The 21,462-nt window shown below is 62.5% G+C and carries 18 protein-coding genes and 4 tRNA genes; 5 read left to right on the top strand and 17 right to left on the bottom strand.

The annotated features are described in order from the left end of the window. The first annotated feature begins 83 nt into the window (after positions 1-83). Positions 84-3,734: a transporter substrate-binding domain-containing protein gene (locus tag BLV47_RS03585; protein ID WP_092309965.1), complete on the top strand. Its 3,651-nt coding sequence runs from the start codon at positions 84-86 to the stop codon at positions 3,732-3,734. 96 nt (positions 3,735-3,830) lie between these two features. Here BLV47_RS03585 and BLV47_RS03580 read toward each other — a convergent pair. The 7 genes from BLV47_RS03580 to rluD form a co-directional block, all read right to left on the bottom strand. Beyond that, positions 3,831-3,907 (bottom strand) — tRNA-Pro (locus BLV47_RS03580). 93 nt (positions 3,908-4,000) lie between these two features. Then, a tRNA-Lys gene (locus tag BLV47_RS03575) sits at positions 4,001-4,076 on the bottom strand. A 5-nt stretch (positions 4,077-4,081) separates the two neighbouring features. Beyond that, positions 4,082-4,158, bottom strand: a tRNA-Pro gene (locus BLV47_RS03570). Positions 4,159-4,167: 9 nt separating this feature from the next. Then, a tRNA-Asn gene (locus tag BLV47_RS03565) sits at positions 4,168-4,243 on the bottom strand. A 295-nt stretch (positions 4,244-4,538) separates the two neighbouring features. Then, complete coding sequence (gene clpB / locus BLV47_RS03560) at positions 4,539-7,103, bottom strand: ATP-dependent chaperone ClpB (RefSeq protein ID WP_092309962.1); 2,565 nt, start codon at positions 7,101-7,103, stop codon at positions 4,539-4,541. A gap of 130 nt (positions 7,104-7,233) precedes the next feature. Then, positions 7,234-7,959, bottom strand: a complete 726-nt coding sequence (gene pgeF / locus BLV47_RS03555; RefSeq protein WP_092309959.1) for a peptidoglycan editing factor PgeF — start codon at positions 7,957-7,959, stop codon at positions 7,234-7,236. Further along, a complete protein-coding gene (rluD, locus tag BLV47_RS03550) occupies positions 7,956-8,918 on the bottom strand; it encodes a 23S rRNA pseudouridine(1911/1915/1917) synthase RluD (protein ID WP_016964308.1) in 963 nt (320 codons plus the stop codon). The genes pgeF and rluD overlap by 4 nt, the downstream gene beginning before the upstream one ends. Before the next feature lie 150 nt (positions 8,919-9,068). On the opposite strand from rluD, the gene BLV47_RS03545 reads away from it, so the two are divergent. The 3 genes from BLV47_RS03545 to BLV47_RS03535 all read left to right on the top strand — a co-directional run bounded on the left by BLV47_RS03545 (position 9,069) and on the right by BLV47_RS03535 (position 12,034). After that, complete coding sequence (locus tag BLV47_RS03545) at positions 9,069-10,091, top strand: outer membrane protein assembly factor BamD (protein ID WP_092309956.1); 1,023 nt, start codon at positions 9,069-9,071, stop codon at positions 10,089-10,091. 127 nt (positions 10,092-10,218) lie between these two features. Beyond that, positions 10,219-10,452: a PP0621 family protein gene (locus tag BLV47_RS03540; protein ID WP_092309952.1), complete on the top strand. Its 234-nt coding sequence runs from the start codon at positions 10,219-10,221 to the stop codon at positions 10,450-10,452. Between the two features lie 253 nt (positions 10,453-10,705). Further along, on the top strand, positions 10,706-12,034 hold the full coding sequence (locus tag BLV47_RS03535) for a sigma-54-dependent transcriptional regulator (protein WP_092309949.1): 1,329 nt from the start codon (positions 10,706-10,708) through the stop codon (positions 12,032-12,034). On the opposite strand, the gene thiO is transcribed toward BLV47_RS03535, so the two are convergent. The 6 genes from thiO to pilV are packed head-to-tail and all read right to left on the bottom strand — an operon-like array spanning position 12,031 to position 15,687. Further along, positions 12,031-13,131 (bottom strand): glycine oxidase ThiO, encoded by a 1,101-nt coding sequence (gene thiO, locus BLV47_RS03530; RefSeq protein WP_092309946.1) that lies wholly within the window; start codon positions 13,129-13,131, stop codon positions 12,031-12,033. The two genes, BLV47_RS03535 and thiO, sit on opposite strands and share 4 nt — an antisense overlap. Before the next feature lie 55 nt (positions 13,132-13,186). After that, positions 13,187-13,588 (bottom strand): type IV pilin protein, encoded by a 402-nt coding sequence (locus tag BLV47_RS03525; protein WP_092309943.1) that lies wholly within the window; start codon positions 13,586-13,588, stop codon positions 13,187-13,189. Between the two features lie 15 nt (positions 13,589-13,603). Beyond that, a complete protein-coding gene (locus BLV47_RS35250) occupies positions 13,604-14,047 on the bottom strand; it encodes a hypothetical protein (protein ID WP_143038235.1) in 444 nt (147 codons plus the stop codon). Positions 14,048-14,054: 7 nt separating this feature from the next. Further along, positions 14,055-14,537 (bottom strand): pilus assembly PilX family protein, encoded by a 483-nt coding sequence (locus tag BLV47_RS03515; protein ID WP_244168836.1) that lies wholly within the window; start codon positions 14,535-14,537, stop codon positions 14,055-14,057. After that, positions 14,537-15,247: a PilW family protein gene (locus BLV47_RS03510; protein WP_092309934.1), complete on the bottom strand. Its 711-nt coding sequence runs from the start codon at positions 15,245-15,247 to the stop codon at positions 14,537-14,539. The genes BLV47_RS03515 and BLV47_RS03510 overlap by 1 nt, the downstream gene beginning before the upstream one ends. Then, complete coding sequence (pilV, locus tag BLV47_RS03505; RefSeq protein WP_092309931.1) at positions 15,244-15,687, bottom strand: type IV pilus modification protein PilV; 444 nt, start codon at positions 15,685-15,687, stop codon at positions 15,244-15,246. Before pilV ends, BLV47_RS03510 begins: the two co-directional genes overlap by 4 nt. Positions 15,688-16,092: 405 nt before the next feature. On the opposite strand from pilV, the gene BLV47_RS03500 reads away from it, so the two are divergent. Continuing rightward, positions 16,093-16,617 (top strand): GspH/FimT family protein, encoded by a 525-nt coding sequence (locus BLV47_RS03500; RefSeq protein WP_092309928.1) that lies wholly within the window; start codon positions 16,093-16,095, stop codon positions 16,615-16,617. Here BLV47_RS03500 and ispH read toward each other — a convergent pair whose 3' ends face one another. The 4 genes from ispH to ileS form a co-directional block, all read right to left on the bottom strand. Further along, positions 16,618-17,565 carry a 4-hydroxy-3-methylbut-2-enyl diphosphate reductase gene (gene ispH, locus BLV47_RS03495; protein WP_092309926.1) on the bottom strand — a complete coding sequence of 316 codons (948 nt, stop codon included), beginning with the start codon at positions 17,563-17,565 and terminating at the stop codon, positions 16,618-16,620. Positions 17,566-17,668: 103 nt separating this feature from the next. Further along, positions 17,669-18,106 (bottom strand): FKBP-type peptidyl-prolyl cis-trans isomerase, encoded by a 438-nt coding sequence (gene fkpB / locus BLV47_RS03490; protein WP_177431320.1) that lies wholly within the window; start codon positions 18,104-18,106, stop codon positions 17,669-17,671. Between the two features lie 7 nt (positions 18,107-18,113). After that, positions 18,114-18,626, bottom strand: coding sequence for a signal peptidase II (lspA, locus tag BLV47_RS03485; RefSeq protein ID WP_092309920.1), 513 nt, complete (start codon positions 18,624-18,626; stop codon positions 18,114-18,116). Then, positions 18,619-21,450 carry an isoleucine--tRNA ligase gene (ileS, locus tag BLV47_RS03480; RefSeq protein WP_092309917.1) on the bottom strand — a complete coding sequence of 944 codons (2,832 nt, stop codon included), beginning with the start codon at positions 21,448-21,450 and terminating at the stop codon, positions 18,619-18,621. Before ileS ends, lspA begins: the two co-directional genes overlap by 8 nt. Positions 21,451-21,462 lie beyond the last annotated feature (12 nt).

Here is a 21,462-nt window from a genome sequence, read left to right as displayed (position 1 = left end):
CACTTCATGTACCGTCCGCCCGGCGCGCATTGCGCTACGACTCCCGGCTCAAGCCCTCCTGCCCTCCTACTTTCGACGCGATCATGCATTCACGATTTATCTGGCTGTTTTTCTGCTTGGCGCTCACCGCTGTGCAACCGGCAGCGGCCGAGCCCGCGACAGTGCCCAATACCCTGCACAGCACGGTTCACCTCGACCACCACGATCTGGCCCTGGAGGATGAAGACTGGCATTGGCTGCGCCACAAGTCCGCGTTGAAAATCGGTGCCGTCGCCACCGAGTCGGCACCGTTCAATGTCAGTTACAACGACAACTACTACGAAGGCATTTCCGCCGACGTCAGTGCCTTGATCGGGCAGATGCTCGGGATACGCATCAAGGTCGTACCCTTTGCCACCCGGGACGCCGCCTTGCAGGCCTTGCAGGCCGCCGACATCGATCTGCTGGGCAGCTACAGCTCGGAGCCAGCCAGTACCGATCCCCTCAGGTTCAGCCGCCCCTTCGCCGAGGGTCGCCTAGCGCTGTTCAGCCGCAACAACGACCTGAGGCCGGCATCCGCCGACCTGGCCGGGCTGCGGCTAGCCGTCCCCCAGGAGCACAGCGCCGAACTGCTGTCACGCTTCCCCCTCGCCCACCTGATGATCTACCCCACCCCTGACGAAGCCATTGCCGCGGCGGCCTTCGGCCATGCCGACATGTACCTGGACGATGTGCTCAGCGCCTATTTCCGTATCAATCGCTCCTACTACAGCTACCTCAAGTTCGAACGTTTCGCTGAGTTTTCCGAGGGTGGCTATGGCTTTGCACTCAAGGGGGACAACCAGCGCCTGCAGCGCATCGTCGACCAGTGCATCGAAGCCATTGGCCGGGAAAAACTCATCAGCCTCAGTCGCCGCTGGGTAGGCAGCGGCTTCATTCCAACGGACGAGAAGGTGGCCCTGACGCCAGAGGAATCGCGCTGGATCGCCCGCAATCCAGTGGTCCGCCTGGTGATCAACGATGACCTGGCACCTGTGGCCTTTTTTGACGCCAACGGCATTTTCTCCGGAGTCACCGCCGAACTGCTGGAGCTGATTGCCCAACGTACCGGCCTACGTTTCCAGGTGACCGCCCGCAACGGTAGCTACCCGGAACAGGTTGAAGCCCTGCGTAAATCGGAAGCGGACCTGGCCATCATGACCGCCAGCGCGCAACGCGAGAACAATCTGCGCTTCACCCGGCCCTTTCTGAGCAGCCCCTTTGTCCTCGTCACCCAAACCGACAAGAACGGCAGGGCACTGCCTGCCGGAGAACTGGTCGGCAAGCGCCTGGCCATACCGAGCGGCCATGTCACGTTGCAACAGGTGCGCGAGCTGTATCCACGAACCCGGGTGATCGAAGCCGGTGCCTCGCTGGACGCCATGAACATGGTCTATGAAGGCAGCGCCGATGCTGCGGTGGTATCCCTACCGGCCTCGCGTTATTACATTGTCCGTCTGTTTCAGAACCGCCTGGCCGTCGCCGACCTGATTCATACCACCCAGGCCACCGCCAACTTTGCCTTGCGCCGCAGCGACTCGGAACTGCAATCCATCCTCGACAAGGCCCTGCTCAGCCTACCCGCGGACGACCTGAACGCCATCGCCAGCCACTGGCGCTCGCCCCCGGGGATGAGCAGCCAAACCTGGCGCGACTACGCCCTGATGATCGCCGAGATCATCGCCGGAGCCTCGCTGCTGCTCCTGCTGTCACTGGCCTGGGTCTTCTCCTTGCGTCGCCGGGTCAAGGCCGAGCAAACCCTCAACGACCAATTGCGCTTTATCGAAACGCTGGCGGAAAACATGCCGCCTGCGCTCTATATCCGCGATATGGACGGCAACATGCTGTCCTGCAACCGCAGTTACCTGGAGAGCGTCGGGCTGCGCGCCGAAGAGGTGCTGAACCGCACCGTGCAGCAACTGCCGCCCGAGCACTTTGCGGCGGAACCCGATCTGCATCAGAACTACCTGCAGGCAATCAACGACGGCCAGACCATCACCTCGGTCTATGCGGTGAAGCTGCAGGGCAAGGAGGTCTGGATCGAGCACTGGATTCAGCCATTCAAGGATGCCAATGGCATTACCAAAGGCGTGATCTGTGGCTGGCTGGACATCACCAAGCATCGCCATCTGGTTCAGGAGCTGAAGGAAGCCAAGAACCTCGCGGACGAGGCCAGCCGGGCCAAGACCACGTTCCTGGCCACCATGAGCCATGAAATCCGCACGCCGATGAACGCGATCATCGGCATTCTGGAACTGGCGCTCAAACGCGCCGACAGCGACAGGATCGAACGCTCCAGCATTGAAATTGCCTACAGCTCGGCGCACAGCCTGCTGGAGCTGATCGGCGACATTCTTGATATCGCCCGTATCGAGTCGGGGCGCCTGAGTCTGTCGCCCAAACGGGCCAACCTGCGTGAACTGGTGGAGTCGGTGGCGCGGGTGTTCGAGGGGTTGGCCCGGCAGAAATGCCTGAGCCTGATCCTCGAAATCGACTCCAGCATCAACGGCGATGTACTGGTGGACGGCCTGCGTTTCAAGCAGATCCTGTCCAATCTGGTGAGCAACGCCATCAAATTCACCGAGGCCGGGTTTATCAAGGTGAGCATCGGCGGCGAACTGCTGGACAACGCGACGCTGCGAGTGCGGCTCTGTGTCGAGGACTCGGGGATCGGCATCTCGCCCTGCAGCCAGCAGCGTCTGTTCCAGCCTTTCGCCCAGGTGGAGCGCAACGTGCAGAACATCGAAGGCACGGGCCTGGGCCTGGTGATCTGCCGTTCCCTGTGCGAAATGATGGGGGGCCAGGTGTCGATGAGCAGCGCCGTGGGGCAAGGCACCCGCGTGGATGTGGAGTTACGCCTGCAGACGCTGGAGCGCGTGGCCGCCGCCGAGCGCCTGCCTGCGGTCAACAAGCGTCACATGTACCGATTGCAGATCCTGGTGGTGGACGATCATCCGGTGAACCGCCAGGTCCTGCAGCAGCAACTGTGCTTCCTCGGCCATGACGTGTTCGAGGCGCAAGACGGTCTGGAGGCCCTGCACATCTGGCGCGAGCAGGACTTCGACGTGATCATCACCGACTGCCACATGCCCATCATGAACGGGGCCGAGATGACCCGGGCGATTCGCCAGGATGAACGGGACAACGCCGCAGAGCCGATGATGATCATCGGCCTGACCGCTGACGCCCAGCAGGAGGAAGTGGAACGCTGCATCCAGGCGGGAATGAACGACTGCCTGATCAAGCCCATCAGCCTGGACGAGCTGGAGGAACGCCTGCTGGCCATGGGACAGGCCGATGAGGGCGAACACGAAAGCCTCGCCAGTCCGAAGTCCGCCAGCCCCCGCTCCTCCCGGGTATTCGATCTGGAGTCCTTGCATACCCTGGTGGGCAGCGAACCGACCATGCTGCAGCACATCCTGAGTGAGTTGCTGAGTAACAACCGCGTGGACATGCAAAGCCTCGATGCCTTGTTCCAGGAACAGGCGACCGTGGAACTGGCAGAGCTGGCGCACCGCATCAAGGGCGCTGCGCGAGTGGTCAAGGGTGAACAATTGGTCGAGAGCTGTCGCCAGCTGGAAGACGCATGCCTGAGTCCTGAGCTGTCTCTGGAGGCGGTCAGGGAGTGCATAGAGCAGGTGAAACAGGCGATCGTGACCCTGGAGGGGCGTCTGCTGGAACAGCGCAGGGTCTGGGAGGAGTTGCCCGTCGAATGAGGCAGGGGGCGCAGCTTCCTCCTGCCGCCCCGGGGCATTACGTTTTTGCAGACAAACGAAAAAGGGCACCTTGGAAGGTGCCCTTTATCGTGAATATGGTCGGGGTAAGGGGATTCGAACTCCTGACATCCTGCTCCCAAAGCAGGCGCGCTACCGGACTGCGCTATACCCCGGTAAAAAAAAGGCACCTTTAAAAGGCGCCTTCTGCGAACAGAGCTTTTGGCGTCTGATCTTAAGATTCGATTCCAGCGAACTGGTCTCAAAAATGGTGGGTCGTGTGGGATTCGAACCTACGACCAATTGGTTAAAAGCCAACTGCTCTACCAACTGAGCTAACGACCCAAAAATGGTCGGGGTAAGGGGATTCGAACTCCTGACATCCTGCTCCCAAAGCAGGCGCGCTACCGGACTGCGCTATACCCCGGTTTGAAATTGGCTCCGTGACCAGGACTCGAACCTGGGACCCAATGATTAACAGTCATTTGCTCTACCGACTGAGCTATCACGGAACTACATATTTCAAGTTACAACTCTTTACTTCATCCTCTTCGGCTGTCCCGTATCGCTACGTTCATGCCTCTGAGGCGCGCTATTTTACAATCTTCAAACTACCTGTCAACCCCTTAAATTGCTTTTAAGACAATGATTTGCGACTTCATTGCCGGTTTCTTCTACATCAGAAAAAACCTAGGGGGGTGACTGACTGCGGGGCGCACTTTACAAGCCTTTTCCTTACAGTTCAACACCCTAGTGAAAAAAAGGCCTCGCCAGGCGAGGCCTTTTTACTCACCGGCCACCCAAGGCTCAGGCAAAGACGATTTCGTCGTCCTGCACCGAGGCGGTGACTGTGGCGCCTGGCAGGAAGCCACCGGACAGGATCAACTGGGCCAGCGGGTTCTCGATCCAGCGCTGAATCGCCCGCTTCAACGGCCGCGCGCCATACACCGGGTCGTAACCCACGGCTATCAGCTTGTCCAAGGCCTCGTCGCTCAGCACCAGGCTCAGCTCGCGCTCTGCCAGACGGCTGCGCAGACGCCCCAGCTGGATCTGCGTGATGCCAGCGATCTGATCCCGCGCCAGAGGCTCGAAGATCACCACTTCGTCGACCCGGTTGATGAATTCAGGCCGGAAGTGGGTGGACACCGCATCCATCACCGCTGCCCGCTGTGCTTCACGGTCCCCTACCAACTCCTGGATCTGTGCCGAGCCCAGGTTGGAAGTCATGACGATCACCGTATTGCGGAAGTCCACGGTACGTCCGTGGCTGTCCGTCAGGCGACCATCTTCCAGCACCTGCAGCAGGATGTTGAACACATCCGGGTGCGCCTTCTCGACTTCGTCCAGCAGGATCACCGAGTACGGCTTGCGACGCACGGCTTCGGTCAGGTAGCCGCCCTCTTCATAACCGACATAGCCCGGTGGCGCACCGATCAGGCGAGCCACGGAATGTTTCTCCATGAACTCGGACATATCGATCCGCACCATGGCCTCTTCGGTGTCGAAGAGAAATTCCGCCAGGGCCTTGCACAGCTCGGTCTTACCCACACCGGTCGGGCCGAGGAACATGAACGAGCCGCTGGGCCGGTTCGGGTCGGACAACCCGGCTCGGGAACGGCGCACCGCATTGGCCACCGCCACCACGGCCTCGTTCTGGCCGATCACCCGCTGATGCAACAGGCTTTCCATCTTCAACAGCTTGTCGCGCTCGCCTTCGAGCATTTTCGACACAGGGATGCCGGTCCACTTGGACACCACTTCGGCAATTTCTTCCTCGGTAACCTTGCTACGCAGCAACTGGTTCTCGCTCTGGCCGTGCTGGTCGACCATCTGCAGGCTGCGCTCCAGATCGGGAATCACCCCGTACTGCAGTTCGGCCATACGATTGAGGTCGCCTTTACGCCGGGCCGCTTCCAGCTCCTGACGCGACTGCTCGATCTTCTGCTGGATCTGTGCAGAACCCTGCACTTCGGCTTTCTCCGAGGTCCAGACTTCTTCGAGGTCAGCGTATTCGCGCTCCAGACGGACAATCTCTTCCTGGAGTTTTTCCAGGCGTTTGATCGCCGCCTCATCGTCTTCTTTCTTCAAGGCCTGGGATTCAACCTTGAGCTGAATCAGGCGCCGCTCCAGGCGGTCCAGCACTTCCGGCTTGGAATCGATCTCCATGCGGATGCGACTGGCGGCCTCGTCGATCAGGTCGATGGCCTTGTCCGGCAGTTGCCGGTCAGTGATGTAACGATGGCTGAGCTTGGCCGCGGCAATGATCGCGCCGTCGGTGATCGCCACCTTGTGGTGCACCTCGTAGCGCTCTTTCAGGCCCCGCAGGATGGCAATGGTGTCTTCCTCGCTCGGCTCGTCCACCAGCACTTTCTGGAAGCGCCGTTCGAGGGCTGCATCCTTCTCTATATATTGGCGGTACTCGTTGAGCGTGGTGGCACCCACACAGTGCAGCTCGCCGCGGGCCAGCGCCGGCTTGAGCATATTGCCCGCATCCATGGAGCCTTCGCCCTTGCCGGCGCCGACCATGGTATGCAACTCATCGATGAACAGAATGATCTGCCCTTCCTGCTTCGACAGTTCATTGAGCAGGGATTTCAGGCGTTCTTCGAACTCGCCACGGTATTTGGCGCCAGCGATCAATGCCCCCATGTCCAGGGACAGCAGGCGCTTGCCTTTCAGGCCATCGGGCACTTCGCCATTGATGATCCGCTGGGCCAGGCCTTCGGCAATCGCGGTTTTACCCACGCCGGGCTCGCCGATCAGCACCGGGTTGTTCTTGGTCCGGCGCTGCAGCACCTGGATGGTCCGGCGAATTTCATCGTCACGGCCAATCACCGGATCGAGCTTGCCCTCTTCGGCGCGCTTGGTCAGGTCAACGGTGTATTTATCCAAGGCCTGACGCGACTCCTCGACGTTGGCGTCATTCACCGCCTCGCCGCCGCGCAGGTTGTTGATGGCGTTCTCCAGAGCCTTCTTGCTCACACCCTGGCCCAGCAGCAGTTTGCCGAGCTTGCTGTTTTCATCCATGGCCGCCAGCAGCACCAGCTCACTGGAAATGAACTGATCGCCTTTCTGCTGCGCCAGGCGATCGGCCTGGTTGAGCAGGCGCGCCAGATCCTGGGACATGTTGACGTCGCCAGTGGGGTTCTGGATTTTCGGCAGTTTATCGAGCTCTTTGCTCAGCTCCTTGCGCAGGCTGTTGACGTCGAAGCCCACCTGCATCAGCAAGGGCTTGATCGAACCGCCCTGCTGTTCAAGCAGCGCCTGCATCAGGTGCGCTGGCTCGATGGCCGGATGATCCAGGCCAACCGCCAGAGATTGAGAATCGGATAAGGCCAGCTGAAGCTTGCTGGTTAATCGGTCTATACGCATTAGTCACCTTCCTTTTGAGCAGGCCGGAGCGATGGACACACCTAAATAGAGAAACCTGCCAGATGTTTCTCTAGATGCGGTCGATTCTGGGAGATTCAAGCGCCAGCAGCTTGACGCAAGTCAGATTAGTCTAGCGCTGAAGCCAGATCAGGGAGGCAAAACGTCCGGTACGCGGGCTGCGCCGGTAAGAGTAGAAGCGTGGGTCAGTCACGGTGCAGTAACCGCCACCATAGACCGCCGTTACCCCCCGCGCCGCCAGGCGCAGGCGTGCCAGTTGGTAGATGTCGGCCATGAAGCGGCCGGCATTGACGCTTGGCACAAAGGCTTGCTCGGTAGCAGCCAACTGGCTGACGAAGGCTTCGCGCACTTCAGCCCCGACCTCAAAACGCTCCGGGCCAATGGCCGGCCCCAGCCATACCAGTACCTCGGCGGGTGCAGTATCCAGGCTGTCGAGGGTGGCCTCCAGCACACCGGCCGCCAGCCCGCGCCAACCGGCATGAGCCGCCGCAACCCGGGTTCCACTTTGGTTGCAGAACAGCGCCGGCAGACAATCGGCAGTCATCACCGCACAGGCAATACCCGGAGTCGCGGACCAACTGGCATCGGCGGTTGCCACCACCGAAGGATCCGCGTGAGCCACGGCAATCCCGTGCACCTGCTGCAACCAGGCCGGCGCAATGTCGAAACGCTCGGTCAGGCGTCGTCGGTTTTCGGCCACCGCTTCAGGTTGGTCTTCAACGTGATTGCCCAGATTGAGGCTGTCGAACGGCGCCAGGCTGACGCCGCCGCTGCGGGTGGTGACACAGGCTTTGACCCCGGCCGGCGCGGGCCAGTCAGGCAGCAGCCAGTCACTCATCCGACGAACGCCTCACGGTCTTGCTTGAGCAGTGACAACAGCCAGACGAAGTCATCCGGCAATGGCGACTCCCAGCTCATGCGTTCACCGGTGGTCGGATGATCCAGCTCCAGGAAACGGGCATGCAGGGCCTGGCGCGGGAAGTTTTTCAGCGACTCGACCATGGTCTGGCTGGCCGCCGGTGGAATGCGGAAACGACCGCCATAGGCCGGGTCGCCCACCAGCGGGAAGTTGATATGGGCCATGTGCACCCGGATCTGGTGGGTACGACCGGTTTCCAGCTTGACCCGCACATGGGTGTGGGAACGGAAACGCTCCAGTACTCGATAGTGGCTGACGGCCTGCTTGCCGCCTTCCATCACCGCCATACGCTGACGCTGCTGGCCATGACGGCCGATGGGCGCGTTGATCTTGCCCCCGGCGGTGACCACACCGATCACGATGCATTCATAGATGCGGCTGACGCTGCGACTCTGCAGTTGGGCCACCAACTGGGTCTGCGCCTGGATGGTCTTGGCCACCACCATCAGACCGGTGGTGTCCTTGTCCAGACGGTGGACGATACCGGCCCGAGGCACATTGATAATGTCGGGAACGTGATGCAGCAAGGCGTTGAGCAAGGTGCCATCAGCATGGCCAGCAGCCGGGTGCACCACCAGGCCCGCGGGCTTGTTGATCACCAGGATGTCGTCATCCTCATAGACGATGTCCAGCTCGATGTCCTGGGCGATCCACTCGCCCTGGGCCTCCTGCTCGGCGGTCAGCTCGAGTACGGCACCGCCGTGCACGATGTCCCGCGGGCGGATCACCGCTCCGTCCACAGTCAGGCGGCCGTCTTTGATCCAGGCGGAAAGGCGCGAGCGCGAATGCTCAGCGAATAGTTGGGCGGCGACTTGATCGAGGCGTTGACCGCCCAGTTCGGACGGCACCTCTGCGCGAAGTTCAATTTTATCGGACATGCTCGGACTGGGCGTCGGCACAGCCTTTGGTTTCGGCTGCGCGCTTGTGGTTAAATACGGCGTCTTTTGCCCCGAGGCTTTCAACGGGGCGCTCATCATAACAGGACGGCCCCGCCCAAGACAGCGGCCGTCATAGGGACGCAAGCCGCCATGCAAGTGAAACACCTGCTGCTGATCGCCATCCTCGCACTGACCGCTGCTTGCTCATCGAAGGAAGTCGTTGACGAAAACCTGAGCGAAGTCGAGTTGTACCAGCAGGCGCAGACCGACCTGGACAACCACAGCTACACCAGCGCCACTGCCAAGCTCAAGGCCCTGGAATCGCGCTATCCCTTTGGTCGCTACGCCGATCAGGCACAGCTCGAGCTGATCTACGCCAACTACAAGAATGCCGAGCCCGAGGCCGCCAAGTCCGCCGCCGAGCGCTTCATTCGCCTGCATCCCCAGCACCCGAACGTGGACTACGCCTACTACCTCAAGGGCCTGACCTCCTTCGACCAGGACGTCGGTCTGCTGGCGCGCTTCCTGCCACTGGACATGACCAAGCGTGACCCGGGTGCCGCCCGCGACTCCTATAACGAGTTCGCCCAGCTCACCAGCCGTTTCCCCAACAGCCGCTACGCCCCGGACGCCAAGCAGCGCATGATCTACCTGCGCAACCTGCTGGCCTCCTACGAAATCCACGTGGCCGACTACTACCTGACCCGCCAGGCCTATGTCGCCGCCGCCAACCGTGGCCGCTACGTCGTGGAAAACTTCCAGGAAACCCCTTCCGTGGGTGACGGCCTGGCGGTGATGACCGAGGCCTACCAGCGCCTGCATCTGGACGAGCTGGCCGCAACCAGCCTGGAAACCCTGAAGCTCAACTACCCGAATCACCCAAGCCTGGTGGACGGCCAGTTCGTGCCGCGCGTGGCCGAAGCCGACAACCGTTCGTGGCTGAGCAAGGCCACCCTGGGCCTGATCGAATCCCGCCCACCGCTGCCGCCGGGAGAAACCCGCGCCAACCAGGACGTGATGAAGCAGTACCAGGATGCCAAGGACGCGATCCCGTCGGAGCTCAAGCCCAAAGACAGCAACGGCGATGCGATCGAGGAAGAAAAGCACGAGGCCGCCGGCAACAACGGCGACCGCTCCTGGTTCAGCTACATGACCTTCGGCGTGTTCGACTGATAGCCAGCGCAGCTAATAAAGGGAGACTTCATGTCTCCCTTTTTCATGCCTGACACTTCTCGGGCCTGTGCGCCTGCCAGGCGCTTGGCTAAACTGCCGCCTCTCTCCCCCCACAAAGCGGGTCACCATGCTTCGTTTACTGTTCTGGATCGCCCTGATTGCCGCTGCGGTATGGTTCTGGCGCAAGTTCAAGCGCCCCGCGGCCACACCCCGCAGCCCCGCCGAACCGGCCACTACACCAATGGTGCGCTGTGCCCATTGTGGTGTGCACCTGCCTCAGGACCGGGCGCTGAGCCTGTCGCAACAGTGGTACTGCAGCCAGGCACATCTGGAACAAGGCCCAGGCCGCCAGGACCGCTGACAGCTGCGACAAGGGCTCTAGCGCGCAGCCATTCCCGACATGCGCGCCTCGAGCCCTTGCCTGCACGGGAAGCCGTTGCTTTCCCCTCGCCCTGCCAACTGCGGACTCACAGCGACAACCCACACAACTGGCGACAAAATAACCGTCGCCCAAGCCCCTGCGCGCGCCTCCCCACGGGCCTAGACTTCATCTCTCGCCTACAGCACGAGCGCTGTCGCCCGCTGTTCACTCTCGGAGAAAGACGGCCGCCGCCATGAATCCACAGCACAGAGCGCTGGTGGTCGATCAGACCAGGGAAATCCGCTCTGTGCTGGAGATCACCCTGGGCCGCATGCGTCTGCACACCCAAAGCGCCCGCAGCCTGCAGGAAGCCCGCAGCCATCTGGCCCGGGAGCACTTCGACCTGTGCCTGACCGACCTGCACCTGCCGGACGGCAGCGGCCTTGAGCTGCTGCAACATATTCGCCGGCACCATCCCCAACTGCCGGTGGCCCTGTTCAGCCACGAGGCCAGCGCGCCAACCAGCGCCCTGGCAGCCGAAACCTGCGAGCTGCTGCCAAAACCTCTGGACCTCAGGCGCCTGCGGGACTGGGTGGCCACAGCTCTGAAACGGCCACAGGCTTGCACCGCGACTCACGCCTCAGAGCAACTGCCGGGGGATTCACCGCCCATGGTCTTGCTGCGCCGGCACATCGCCAAACTGGCCGCCAGCCTCGCGCCGGTCTATATCAGCGGTGAGTCCGGCAGCGGCAAGGAACGAGTGGCCCGGTGGATCCACCAGTCGGGCCCCAGAGGCTCACAGCCCTTTGTCCCGGTCAACTGCGGGGCAATACCCAGCGAACTGATGGAGAGCGAGTTTTTCGGTCACCGCAAGGGCAGCTTCAGCGGCGCGCTGATGGATCAGCCCGGACTGTTCCGGGCCGCTCATGGTGGCACCCTGTTCCTCGACGAGATCGCCGACCTGCCGCTGGTCATGCAGGTGAAACTGCTGCGAGCCTTGCAGGAAAAGTCCGTACGCCCAGTAGGCACTCAAGAAGAACAGGCGGTGGATGTGCGAATCCTCTGTGCGACCCACAAGGACCTGAAAAGCGAGGTGCAAGCCGGACGTTTCCGCCAGGACCTGTTCTATCGGCTGAACGTCATCGAGTTACGGGTTCCCGCCCTGCGCGAACGTCGGGGCGATATCGGGCTACTGGCCAGGCACATCCTCCAGCGCCTGGCCACCAGCAGTGGCCGGCCAGCCCCACAGTTGCGCCCGCAAGCGCTGCACGCCCTGGAGCGCTACGACTTTCCCGGCAACGTGCGTGAACTGGAGAATCTGCTGGAACGGGCCCAGGCCCTTTGCGAGAGTCCGTGGATTGAGGTGGCAGACCTGAATTTACCCGCCCCCGAACCTGAGGACGAGCTCACGCCAGGGCCCGCCCCCAACCTCGATCTGGCGCGGCACCTGCAGCAGGTGGAGCGCCAACTGCTGCTCCAGGCCCTGGAACAAACCCGCTGGAACCGCACGGAGGCGGCCCGGCGGTTGAGCCTGTCGCTGCGCTCGATGCGCTATCGCATGAAGAAACTCGGACTGGACTAGACACGCCCTTCGGGGGCATAGGGCGCCGGATCGATGATCGGTGGATGCCCCAGCAACAGGTCGCAGAACAACTGGCAGGAAGCCGGTGCCAGCACCAGACCGTTGCGGTAATGCCCGCAGTTGAGCCACAGGCCGGCAAACCCGGGAACCGCTCCGATATAGGGAATACCCTCGGGAGAGCCGGGGCGCAGCCCGGCCCAGTGCCCCACCACTTCGGCATCCGCCAGGGCCGGGATCAGCTCGACGGCCGAGGCCTTGAGGCTCTCCAGTGCCGAGGCGGTCGGGGTCTTGTCGAAGCCCTCATGCTCCAGAGTGCTGCCCACCAGGATATGGCCGTCACGTCGGGGAATGGCATAACGCCCCTTGGCCAGAACCATGCAGGATAGGAAATCAGCAGCGCACTTGTAGAGGATCATCTGCCCTTTAACCGGCTCCACTGGCAGCTCCAGCCCCAGGCTGGCAAGCAACTCGCCACTCCAGGCACCGGCACAAAGCACCACCTGATCGGCACGAATCTCTCCGAGCGAGCTATGCACCCCTACCACTTGCTGGCCGTCGCGGATAAAACCACTGACCGCGCATTGCTCGTCAATGCGCACATTGGGCAAGGCCTGCAATGCCGCCTTGAGGGATTTGACCAGACGCGGGTTACGCACATTGGCCACATTGGCCATGTAGATCGCCCGCTGGTAGCCGGCGCCCAGCACCGGCACTCCGTCATGCACCGCGGAGATATCCACGGCACTCAGGGGACGGCCTTCGCGTTGCGCCCACTCCAGCGCCTGGGCCTGATCTTCGAGATCCAGCCAGTAGAGCCCGGTGGTGTGGACCTCGGGATCGACCCCGGTGGCGTTCAACAGTTGCTGCGCCAGCTGTGGATAAAAATCCTGGGACCAGTGGGCCAGGGCCGTAACCGCCGGGCTGTAGCGCCAGGGATACAGCGGCGAGACGATCCCGCCACCGGCCCAAGACGACTCACGCCCCAACTCCGAGCGCTCCACAAGTCGTACCCGCTGGCCCCGGGACGCCAGATTGAAGGCCGTGAGCAGACCGATCACCCCGCCGCCCACCACCAGCACTTGCTGTTGTTCAACCATAGTCAGATCCATTCAAGAGAAAGACAGTGGGCGCCGCAGCCCCCGAAACAAGTGATCAACGCCCCCAGCAGTCCTTGGCCGTCAGTCCTTCGGCCTGACCGCTGACGCTGGTGGCGCCGGTTTGATCGATGCTGAAACTGCCGCATTTGTCCCCCGCCATCAGCGTATCGGCCTTGGGCGAAGCGGTCAGCGAGAAGCCGGTGTCGGTCAGGGTCGGGGCAATGCTGTAGTAATCGTTGCCAGCACTCAGGTCCGGGGCGTTGCTGTAGACACCGGCTTTGGAAAAGTGGCGTTCGAGCTGCTGCGCCTGCTCGGTGAGCAACGCCGCGATCTCGCTGCGATGGGGCTTCTTCAGGTGTTCGGTGATGCTGGGAAGGCTCAAGGTCAGGACCAGACCTATGATCGCAATCACGATCATGATTTCGATCAGGGTAAAACCTTGGTTGGATCTGCGCATGGTCAAGAATCTCGCTTACTGAATTTGTCGCCACAGGATGCGCCGGCTGCCACCCCTGGAGCTTTCCTCCAGGGAGCTGCTGGCGCCGCCAGGGTCGCTGACGATCTTGCGGGGCTGATGGCTGGAAACACCCGCACGGCCGGTGAGCGCATCAACGGTGCCCGTGAAGAAGGCTTCCTTGTCCGCCACGTCTCCGGCACCGTCGGCGTCCAGCGGCGCGGCGCCGAGCATCTTACCGCTGAACGCCTGCAACTCGATCAATTTCCCGCAGGCCAGGCTTGAACATCCCACGCCAGCCTTGAACCACCCAGCACTCAAGGGCCACGGACCGGATAGACCGAACGGCTGCGAAACCTGATCAGCTACCGTGGCTGGCGACTGGACATCACTCGCGACAACCAGCCCCCAATTGCCCGGCAGCGCGACTGCAAACACCAACGGCCGCAGGTATCGAAGCACGCCGGACTCAGTACTTGGCATAAATGCTCTCAAGCACGCTGCGCGCCTGCCCCGCCAGCCCTATTGCAGTCACTCGGTACAACGTGGCCGAGGTGTCGGGGGGCAGGCCGACCGCATTCAGGACAGTCCCCAGGTTCTGCACCGCATAAAAACCCTCGCCAGTGGCGATCCAGGTCACGGCCGAAACCTCATTGAACCCGGCACCGTTGACCACCGTCGATTCAGCGGGAGGTGCGCAGCGCACAGGATCTGCGCACAGCGGCAAAGAGTAATCACCCTGGCGGACCGCGCTTTCCCCCAGGCGCAACGCCGCCTCCGCGGCCTGGAAAGCCCGATTGTGCCGGACCAGACTGGCGGCCATCTTTTCCTGCAAAGTGGCGTTCTGCAGGGATGACAGGCCAATCAGGCTCAGCACCAGCAGAAACACCAGACTCACCAACAGCGCCATGCCCCGCTCACCGACGGGCTTGAATCCTGCCGCGAACCTCATCAGGGCAACCTGTTGCGCAAGGCCACTACCACCGTGTAGCTCTGCGGGCGGACACGGGCGTCGGGATCGGCCAGGGTCAGGCGCAATCGCACGCTGCGAATCCGCGCCGGATCACCCGGATGCGAGCTGTAGCTTGAAACCTCGCTATCCGTTGCAGTGCGGGCCACACCGAAACCGACGTCAAAGGCTTCGACGTTGTCCAGCAGCACTGCTTGCTGCTTGCCCAGGCCACTGCCCAGCAACAGTTGACGGTTCCTGAAGCTGTAGAACACTCGTCGCAAGGCAAACACCTGCTGCCCGACGCCTCCTTGATGAGCCCCCGAATAGGCCACCGCGCTGCGCTGGCAGTCGGTGACCAGGCTCCAGGTCGGCGCCCCGCCATCCTCACCGACATCCGCAGTGATCAGGGTCAGCTTGTGCTCGGCACTGTCCCACTGAATCGGGGTGGCCCGGTAGCGAGAAAACTCCGTGGCGCTGCTCGCGTCGTCAACCTCGCGCAAACAACCTGCCAGCCCCGCCATGCGAATTTCCTGGAGCATCTTGCTCAGGACAAATCGCCCGTCCTCCTGCAAGTAGGCCGCGGCGTTCTGGCTGAGGTAGGTGTTCTTCGCCGCGATAAATACCTGGGTTGCGGCCAAAACCAGCACCAGCCCCAAGAGCAGGGCCAGCATCATCTCCACCAGCGCAAAACCGCAGTTGCCTCGCTTCACCGCGTGCCTCCCGGCTCCACCGCCACTCGGCTGCTGACTTCAAGGCTGCGCTGGCTTTCGACCTGGCCCGCGGCGCGGGAGTCGTCCCAGGTGATGCGAACGGTATAGACCTGCCCGCTGACGCTGATGCGGCCCTTGGCGCTGGGGCCGCCAAAGCTGGCGACGTTGCCGGCGAAGTCCGCCAAGTCCTGATCCCGCACCGTGCCCGCACTGCCCCCAGAGGGAGTGGCAAGGGTGTAGTCGGCAGATGCATTGGCCCGGATGCGGTCGAGCATGTCGTAGGCGATAAAGCTGGCCTGGGTGCTCATACGCGCACTGTCGGTATGCTGCAGCGCCCTGATCTGCAGCGCCGCGGCTCCCAACAGGCCCAACGCCAGAATCGACAGCGCCACCAGCACCTCGATCAAGGACATGCCGTCCTGTGCATGCCACCGGTTCATCCGTAACGTCCTCCATGACTCCCCTTTCATTGCGCCAGACACCGGCCACTCGCCGCAGCGGCTGCCGCACGCAGGCGATGGCCCATCGAGCTCCGCCAGGAAGGCGCAAATCGATGCCGCCTCCAGAGGTTAGTCTCGGCGTCGCTTCCAGGGCGCTGGCTGGAACACCTCGCAATACATTGCCCTGCGCCCCCACACAGCGCGTACCGAAGGCGACAACGGACAGAACGATCTACGGTTGCGGCTAGCTGAAACCCTTTGTACGCAAATTCACCGCAGGCCTTGGCAAAGTCCTCGGCTATAACAATTCAACGCCTGGCCGGTCGGAGACTGGCACCTCGGCCCTTTGGCTCAAGGGCCGTTAAGCTATTGCGTGAAACCGGGCGCACCAGGGAGGGATACCGCATGCATGAGAAGGGTTTCAGCCTGATCGAACTGCTGAGCGCGCTGGCGGTGCTGGCGCTGTTGCTGCCACTGTCCGGCGCCGCCTTCAGTGAGCTGCTGCGCTCCAATCGCCAGCAGGACACCGCGCAGATGCTTGCCAGTGGCCTGCGCAATGCCCGGGCGGCGGCGATCCTGCATCAACGCACCGCGCTGATCCATGGCCTGGACAACGACTGGAGCCAAGGCTGGCGCATCATTCTGGACATCAGTGGCAAGGGGCCGGAGGATTCGGGAAATCCGCTATTGATCGAGCGGCGCAGCGGCGGGCAGGTACTGATCGTGGGTAATCGCCCCGTGCAGTACTACGTGCGTTTCAGCCCACTGGGCAACCCGTTGCTGCCCAGTGGCGCCTTCCAGGCCGGCACCCTGCACATCTGCCAGGCCGGCCAGGAGCACGGCCGTCATCAGGTGGTGCTGTCACGCAGCGGGCGGGTCAGCCTGCGCAGCGATTCCGCCGAGCAGGCCTTGTGCGCGCCAGCAGGCTGATCAGAGCAGGGAGCGAACCCGCAGCTCTTTGGGCATGGAGAAGGTGATGTTCTCTTCGCGCCCCGCCAGTTCGTCGGCTCCCGTTGCACCCCAGGCTTGCAGTTGCTGGATCACGCCACGCACCAGCACTTCCGGAGCCGAAGCGCCGGCGGTGATGCCGATGCGCTCGACACCGTCGAACCAGCTGCGCTGCAGATCCTCGGCACCGTCGATCAGGTAGGCCGGGGTGGCCATGCGCTCGGCCAGCTCGCGCAGGCGGTTGGAGTTGGAGCTGTTGGGGCTGCCGACCACCAGCACCACGTCGCACTCGTCGGCCAGTTGCTTGACCGCGTCCTGGCGGTTTTGCGTGGCGTAGCAAATGTCGTCCTTGCGCGGGCCGCCGATGGCCGGGAAACGCGCACGCAGGGCATCGATCACCCGGCTGGTGTCATCCATGGACAAGGTGGTCTGGGTCACGAAGGCCAGGCGCTCGGGGTTGCGCACCTGCAGCGCGGCCACGTCCTTCTCGTCTTCTACCAGGTAGATGGCGCCGCCGTTGCTGGCATCGTACTGGCCCATGGTGCCTTCGACTTCAGGGTGGCCGGCATGGCCAATCAGGATGCATTCGCGACCGTCGCGGCTGTAGCGCGCCACTTCGATATGCACCTTGGTCACCAGCGGGCAGGTGGCATCGAACACCTTGAGGCCACGACCGGCGGCCTCGTTGCGAACTGCCTGGGAAACACCGTGGGCGCTGAAGATGACAATGACGTCATCCGGCACCTGGTCCAGCTCTTCGACGAAGATCGCTCCGCGATTGCGCAGGTCTTCGACGACAAATTTGTTGTGCACCACTTCATGCCGGACGTAGATCGGCGGCCCGAAGACTTCCAGGGCGCGATTGACGATTTCGATCGCCCGGTCCACACCGGCGCAGAAGCCACGGGGGTTGGCGAGTTTGATTTGCATGCTGTGCCTCGTGTCTTGCGCGCAAGAAGTTAGATCGTTGTAGACAGCGGATCGCCGGCAAGCCAGCTCCTACAGAATAGGAGACAGCTTGCCGGCGATGCTTTTAAAGCGCTTTGACGTCGATGATCTCGACATCGAAGGTCAGGGTCTTGCCGGCCAGCGGGTGGTTGAAGTCGACGGTGACCTGAGCGTCATCGAAGGCTTTGACCACACCGGGCAATTCAGTGTTCGCCGCGTCATTGAAGATCACCAGCAAGCCTTCCGACAGCTCCATGTCCTGGAACTGCGAACGCGGGATGATCTGTACGTTCTGCGGGTTGGGCTGGCCGAAGGCGTTTTCCGGCTCGATCGTCAGCTTGCGCTTGTCACCGGCCTTGAAGCCGAACAGCGCTGCTTCGAACCCGGGCAGCAGGTTGCCATCGCCGACCTTGAAGGTCGCCGGGGCCTTGTCGAAGGTGCTGTCTACGGTGTCGCCGTTCTCCAGGCGCAATGCGAAGTGCAAAGTGACTTCGGTGTTCTGACCGATGCGTTGTTCAGCCAATACCTGTTCAGTCATGAACGGCTTCTCCGGTTTTCTTGCTCTTGAACATATCCAGGGCCAGCATCACCGCGCCGACGGTAATGGCGCTGTCGGCGAAGTTGAATGCCGGGAAGTACCAGCGGTTCTGCCAGTGCACCAGGATGAAATCGATCACGTGCCCCAGGGCGATGCGGTCGTAAAGGTTGCCCAAGGCACCGCCCAGCACCAGGGCCAGGGCGACGGCCAGCCAGGTTTCATTGCGCCCCAGGCGCTTGAGCCAGATCACCAGCACCGCGCTGACCACGATCGCGATCAGGGCAAACAGCCAGCGCTGCCAGCCGGAACTGTCAGCCAGGAAGCTGAAGGCGGCGCCGGTGTTGTAGGCCAGGGTCCAGCTGAAGTAGTCCGGGATCACCACCACCTGCTGGTACATGCTCAACGAACTTTCGAAGTGCAGCTTGCTGACCTGGTCGATGACCAGGACCAGCACGCTCAACCACAGCCAGCCCAGACGGCCGAAACGGCCTGCGGCGTTAGGCATAGTGACGAACCTCGCCTGCGCCGCTGATGTTGTCGACGCAACGTCCGCAGATCTCCGGGTGCTCCGGATGCACACCAACGTCTTCGCGGCAGTGCCAGCAACGGGCGCACTTGACGAAGCTCGACTTGACCACTTTCAGCTTGAGACCGCTGACTTCGGTTTCCACCGCGTCGGCCGGGGCCTGGGCCAGGGGTGCGACGCTGGCAGTGGAAGTGATCAGCACGAAGCGCAGTTCGTTGCTCAGCTTGGCCAGATCGGCCGACAGCGAGTCCTCGGCGTACAGGGTCACTTCGGCCTGCAGGTTGCCACCCACCGCTTTCGCGGCGCGCTGGTTCTCCAGTTCCTTGTTGACCGCCGCCTTGACCGCCATGATCCGCTCCCAGAAGGCACGGTCCAGCTCGAAGCCTTCCGGCAGTTCGCTCAGGCCTTCGTACCAGGTGTTGAGCATCACCGATTCGTTGCGCTCGCCCGGCAGGTACTGCCACAGCTCGTCGGCGGTGAAGGCCAGGATCGGTGCGATCCAGCGCACCAGCGCTTCGGAAATGTGGAACAGCGCAGTCTGGCACGAACGCCGGGCCTGGCTGTTGGCACCAGTGGTGTACTGGCGGTCCTTGATGATGTCCAGGTAGAAGCCGCCCAGCTCCTGCACGCAGAAGTTGTGCACCTTGGAGTAGACGTTCCAGAAGCGGTATTCGCCGTAGTGCAGCTCCAGCTCGCGCTGCAGCAGCAAGGTACGGTCCACGGCCCAACGGTCCAGGGCCAGCATGTCTTCAGCCGGCAGCAGGTCGGTGGCCGGGTTGAAACCGCTCAGGTTGGAGAGCAGGAAGCGCGCGGTGTTGCGGATCCGCCGGTAGGCGTCGGCGCTGCGCTGCAGGATCTGGTCGGAAACCGCCATCTCGCCGGAGTAGTCGGTGGCCGAAACCCACAGGCGCATGATGTCGGCGCCCAGGGTGTCGTTGACCTTCTGCGGGGCGATCACGTTGCCCAGGGACTTGGACATCTTGCGGCCGTTCTCGTCCACGGTGAAACCGTGGGTCAGCAGCTCGCGGTAAGGCGCGTGGTTGTCGATGGCGCAACCGGTGAGCAGGGACGAGTGGAACCAGCCGCGGTGCTGGTCGGAACCTTCCAGGTACAGGTCGGCCCGCGGGCCGCTTTCGTGGCCCATCGGGTGCGAGCCGCGCAGCACGTGCCAGTGGGTGGTGCCGGAATCGAACCAGACGTCCAGGGTGTCGCTGATCTTGTCGTACTGGCCGGCTTCGTCGCCCAGCAGTTCAGCCGAGTCCATCTTGAACCAGGCTTCGATGCCTTGCTGTTCGACGCGCTTGGCCACCTCTTCCATCAGCTCGACGGTACGTGGGTGCAGCTCGCCGCTTTCCTTGTGCAGGAAGAACGGAATCGGCACGCCCCAGTTGCGCTGGCGGGAGATGCACCAGTCCGGACGGTTGGCGATCATCGAGTGCAGGCGCGCCTGGCCCCAGGCCGGGACGAACTGGGTGTCCTCGATGGCTTGCAGGGCACGCTGGCGCAGGGTGCCGCCGGCTTCCGGCTGCTTGTCCATGCCGACGAACCATTGCGCGGTGGCGCGATAGATCAGCGGGGTCTTGTGGCGCCAGCAGTGCATGTAGCTGTGGCTGATGGTTTCGGTGTGCAGCAGCGCACCGACTTCGCTCAGCTTGTCGACGATGGCCGGGTTGGCCTTCCAGATGAACTGGCCGCCGAAGAACTCCAGCGACGACGCGTAGACACCGTTGCTCTGTACCGGATTGAGGATGTCGTCGTTGACCATGCCATAGCGCTTGCAGGTCACGAAGTCGTCTTCACCGTAGGCAGGCGAGGAGTGAACCACGCCGGTACCGGCGCCCAGTTCCACGTACTCGGCCAGGTACACCGGCGATAGACGGTCATAGAACGGGTGACGGAAATTGATCAGTTCCAGGGCCGAACCCGGGGCGGTGGCGATCACCGAGCCTTCCAGGCCGTAGCGGGCCAGGCATGACTCCACCAGCTCCTCGGCCAGCACCAGCAGGCGCTCGCCGGCGTCGACCAGAGCGTAATTGAACTCCGGATGGACGTTCAGCGCCTGGTTGGCCGGGATGGTCCATGGGGTGGTGGTCCAGATCACGATGGCCGCTGGCTTGGCCAGCTTGGCCAGGCCGAAGGCGGCAGCCAGCTTGGCTTCGTCGGCAATCGGGAAGGCCACGTCGATGGTGGCGGACTTCTTGTCCTGGTACTCGACTTCCGCCTCGGCCAGGGCCGAGCCGCAGTCGAAGCACCAGTTCACCGGCTTCAAGCCCTTGAACACGAAGCCGCCCTTGACCATCTCTGCCAGGGCACGGATCTCCCCGGCCTCGTTGGCGAAGTTCATGGTCTTGTAGGGGTTGGCCCAGTCACCCAGCACGCCCAGGCGGATGAACTCGGCCTTCTGCCCTTCGATCTGCTCCGACGCGTAGGCGCGGCACAGCTCGCGGGTCTGGTCCGAGGACAGGTTCTTGCCGTGAGTCACCTCGACCTTGTGCTCGATCGGCAGACCGTGGCAGTCCCAGCCCGGAACATAAGGCGCGTCGAAACCCGCCAGGGTTTTCGAGCGGATGATCATGTCCTTGAGAATCTTGTTGACCGCATGACCGATGTGAATCGAGCCGTTGGCATAGGGAGGACCGTCGTGCAGGACGAATTTCGGACGATCCTTGCCAATCTCGCGCAACTTTCCGTACAGGCCAATGCTGTCCCAACGCTGCAGAATCTGTGGTTCGCGCTGAGGCAGGCCGGCCTTCATTGGGAAGGCGGTGTCCGGAAGGTTTAACGTGGCTTTATAGTCGGTCATTTAAGGCTCTTC

It is taken from the genome of Pseudomonas saponiphila (genome assembly GCF_900105185.1).
Classification (GTDB): domain Bacteria; phylum Pseudomonadota; class Gammaproteobacteria; order Pseudomonadales; family Pseudomonadaceae; genus Aquipseudomonas; species Aquipseudomonas saponiphila.
This window is presented reverse-complemented; position numbering and strand designations above follow the sequence as displayed.

What these genes read in the sequence shown, in the direction of transcription:
- BLV47_RS03545 (WP_092309956.1), top strand. Translation starts at nt 9,069, where the DNA reads ATGCAAGTGAAACACCTGCTGCTGATCGCCATCCTCGCACTGACCGCT.
- ileS (WP_092309917.1), bottom strand. Translation starts at nt 21,450, where the DNA reads ATGACCGACTATAAAGCCACGTTAAACCTTCCGGACACCGCCTTCCCA.
- rluD (WP_016964308.1), bottom strand. Translation starts at nt 8,918, where the DNA reads ATGTCCGATAAAATTGAACTTCGCGCAGAGGTGCCGTCCGAACTGGGC.
- BLV47_RS03540 (WP_092309952.1), top strand. Translation starts at nt 10,219, where the DNA reads ATGCTTCGTTTACTGTTCTGGATCGCCCTGATTGCCGCTGCGGTATGG.
- BLV47_RS03525 (WP_092309943.1), bottom strand. Translation starts at nt 13,588, where the DNA reads ATGCGCAGATCCAACCAAGGTTTTACCCTGATCGAAATCATGATCGTG.
- BLV47_RS03585 (WP_092309965.1), top strand. Translation starts at nt 84, where the DNA reads ATGCATTCACGATTTATCTGGCTGTTTTTCTGCTTGGCGCTCACCGCT.
- pgeF (WP_092309959.1), bottom strand. Translation starts at nt 7,959, where the DNA reads ATGAGTGACTGGCTGCTGCCTGACTGGCCCGCGCCGGCCGGGGTCAAA.
- ispH (WP_092309926.1), bottom strand. Translation starts at nt 17,565, where the DNA reads ATGCAAATCAAACTCGCCAACCCCCGTGGCTTCTGCGCCGGTGTGGAC.
- pilV (WP_092309931.1), bottom strand. Translation starts at nt 15,687, where the DNA reads ATGAACCGGTGGCATGCACAGGACGGCATGTCCTTGATCGAGGTGCTG.
- BLV47_RS03535 (WP_092309949.1), top strand. Translation starts at nt 10,706, where the DNA reads ATGAATCCACAGCACAGAGCGCTGGTGGTCGATCAGACCAGGGAAATC.
- BLV47_RS03500 (WP_092309928.1), top strand. Translation starts at nt 16,093, where the DNA reads ATGCATGAGAAGGGTTTCAGCCTGATCGAACTGCTGAGCGCGCTGGCG.
- thiO (WP_092309946.1), bottom strand. Translation starts at nt 13,131, where the DNA reads ATGGTTGAACAACAGCAAGTGCTGGTGGTGGGCGGCGGGGTGATCGGT.
- clpB (WP_092309962.1), bottom strand. Translation starts at nt 7,103, where the DNA reads ATGCGTATAGACCGATTAACCAGCAAGCTTCAGCTGGCCTTATCCGAT.
- BLV47_RS03515 (WP_244168836.1), bottom strand. Translation starts at nt 14,537, where the DNA reads ATGAGGTTCGCGGCAGGATTCAAGCCCGTCGGTGAGCGGGGCATGGCG.
- lspA (WP_092309920.1), bottom strand. Translation starts at nt 18,626, where the DNA reads ATGCCTAACGCCGCAGGCCGTTTCGGCCGTCTGGGCTGGCTGTGGTTG.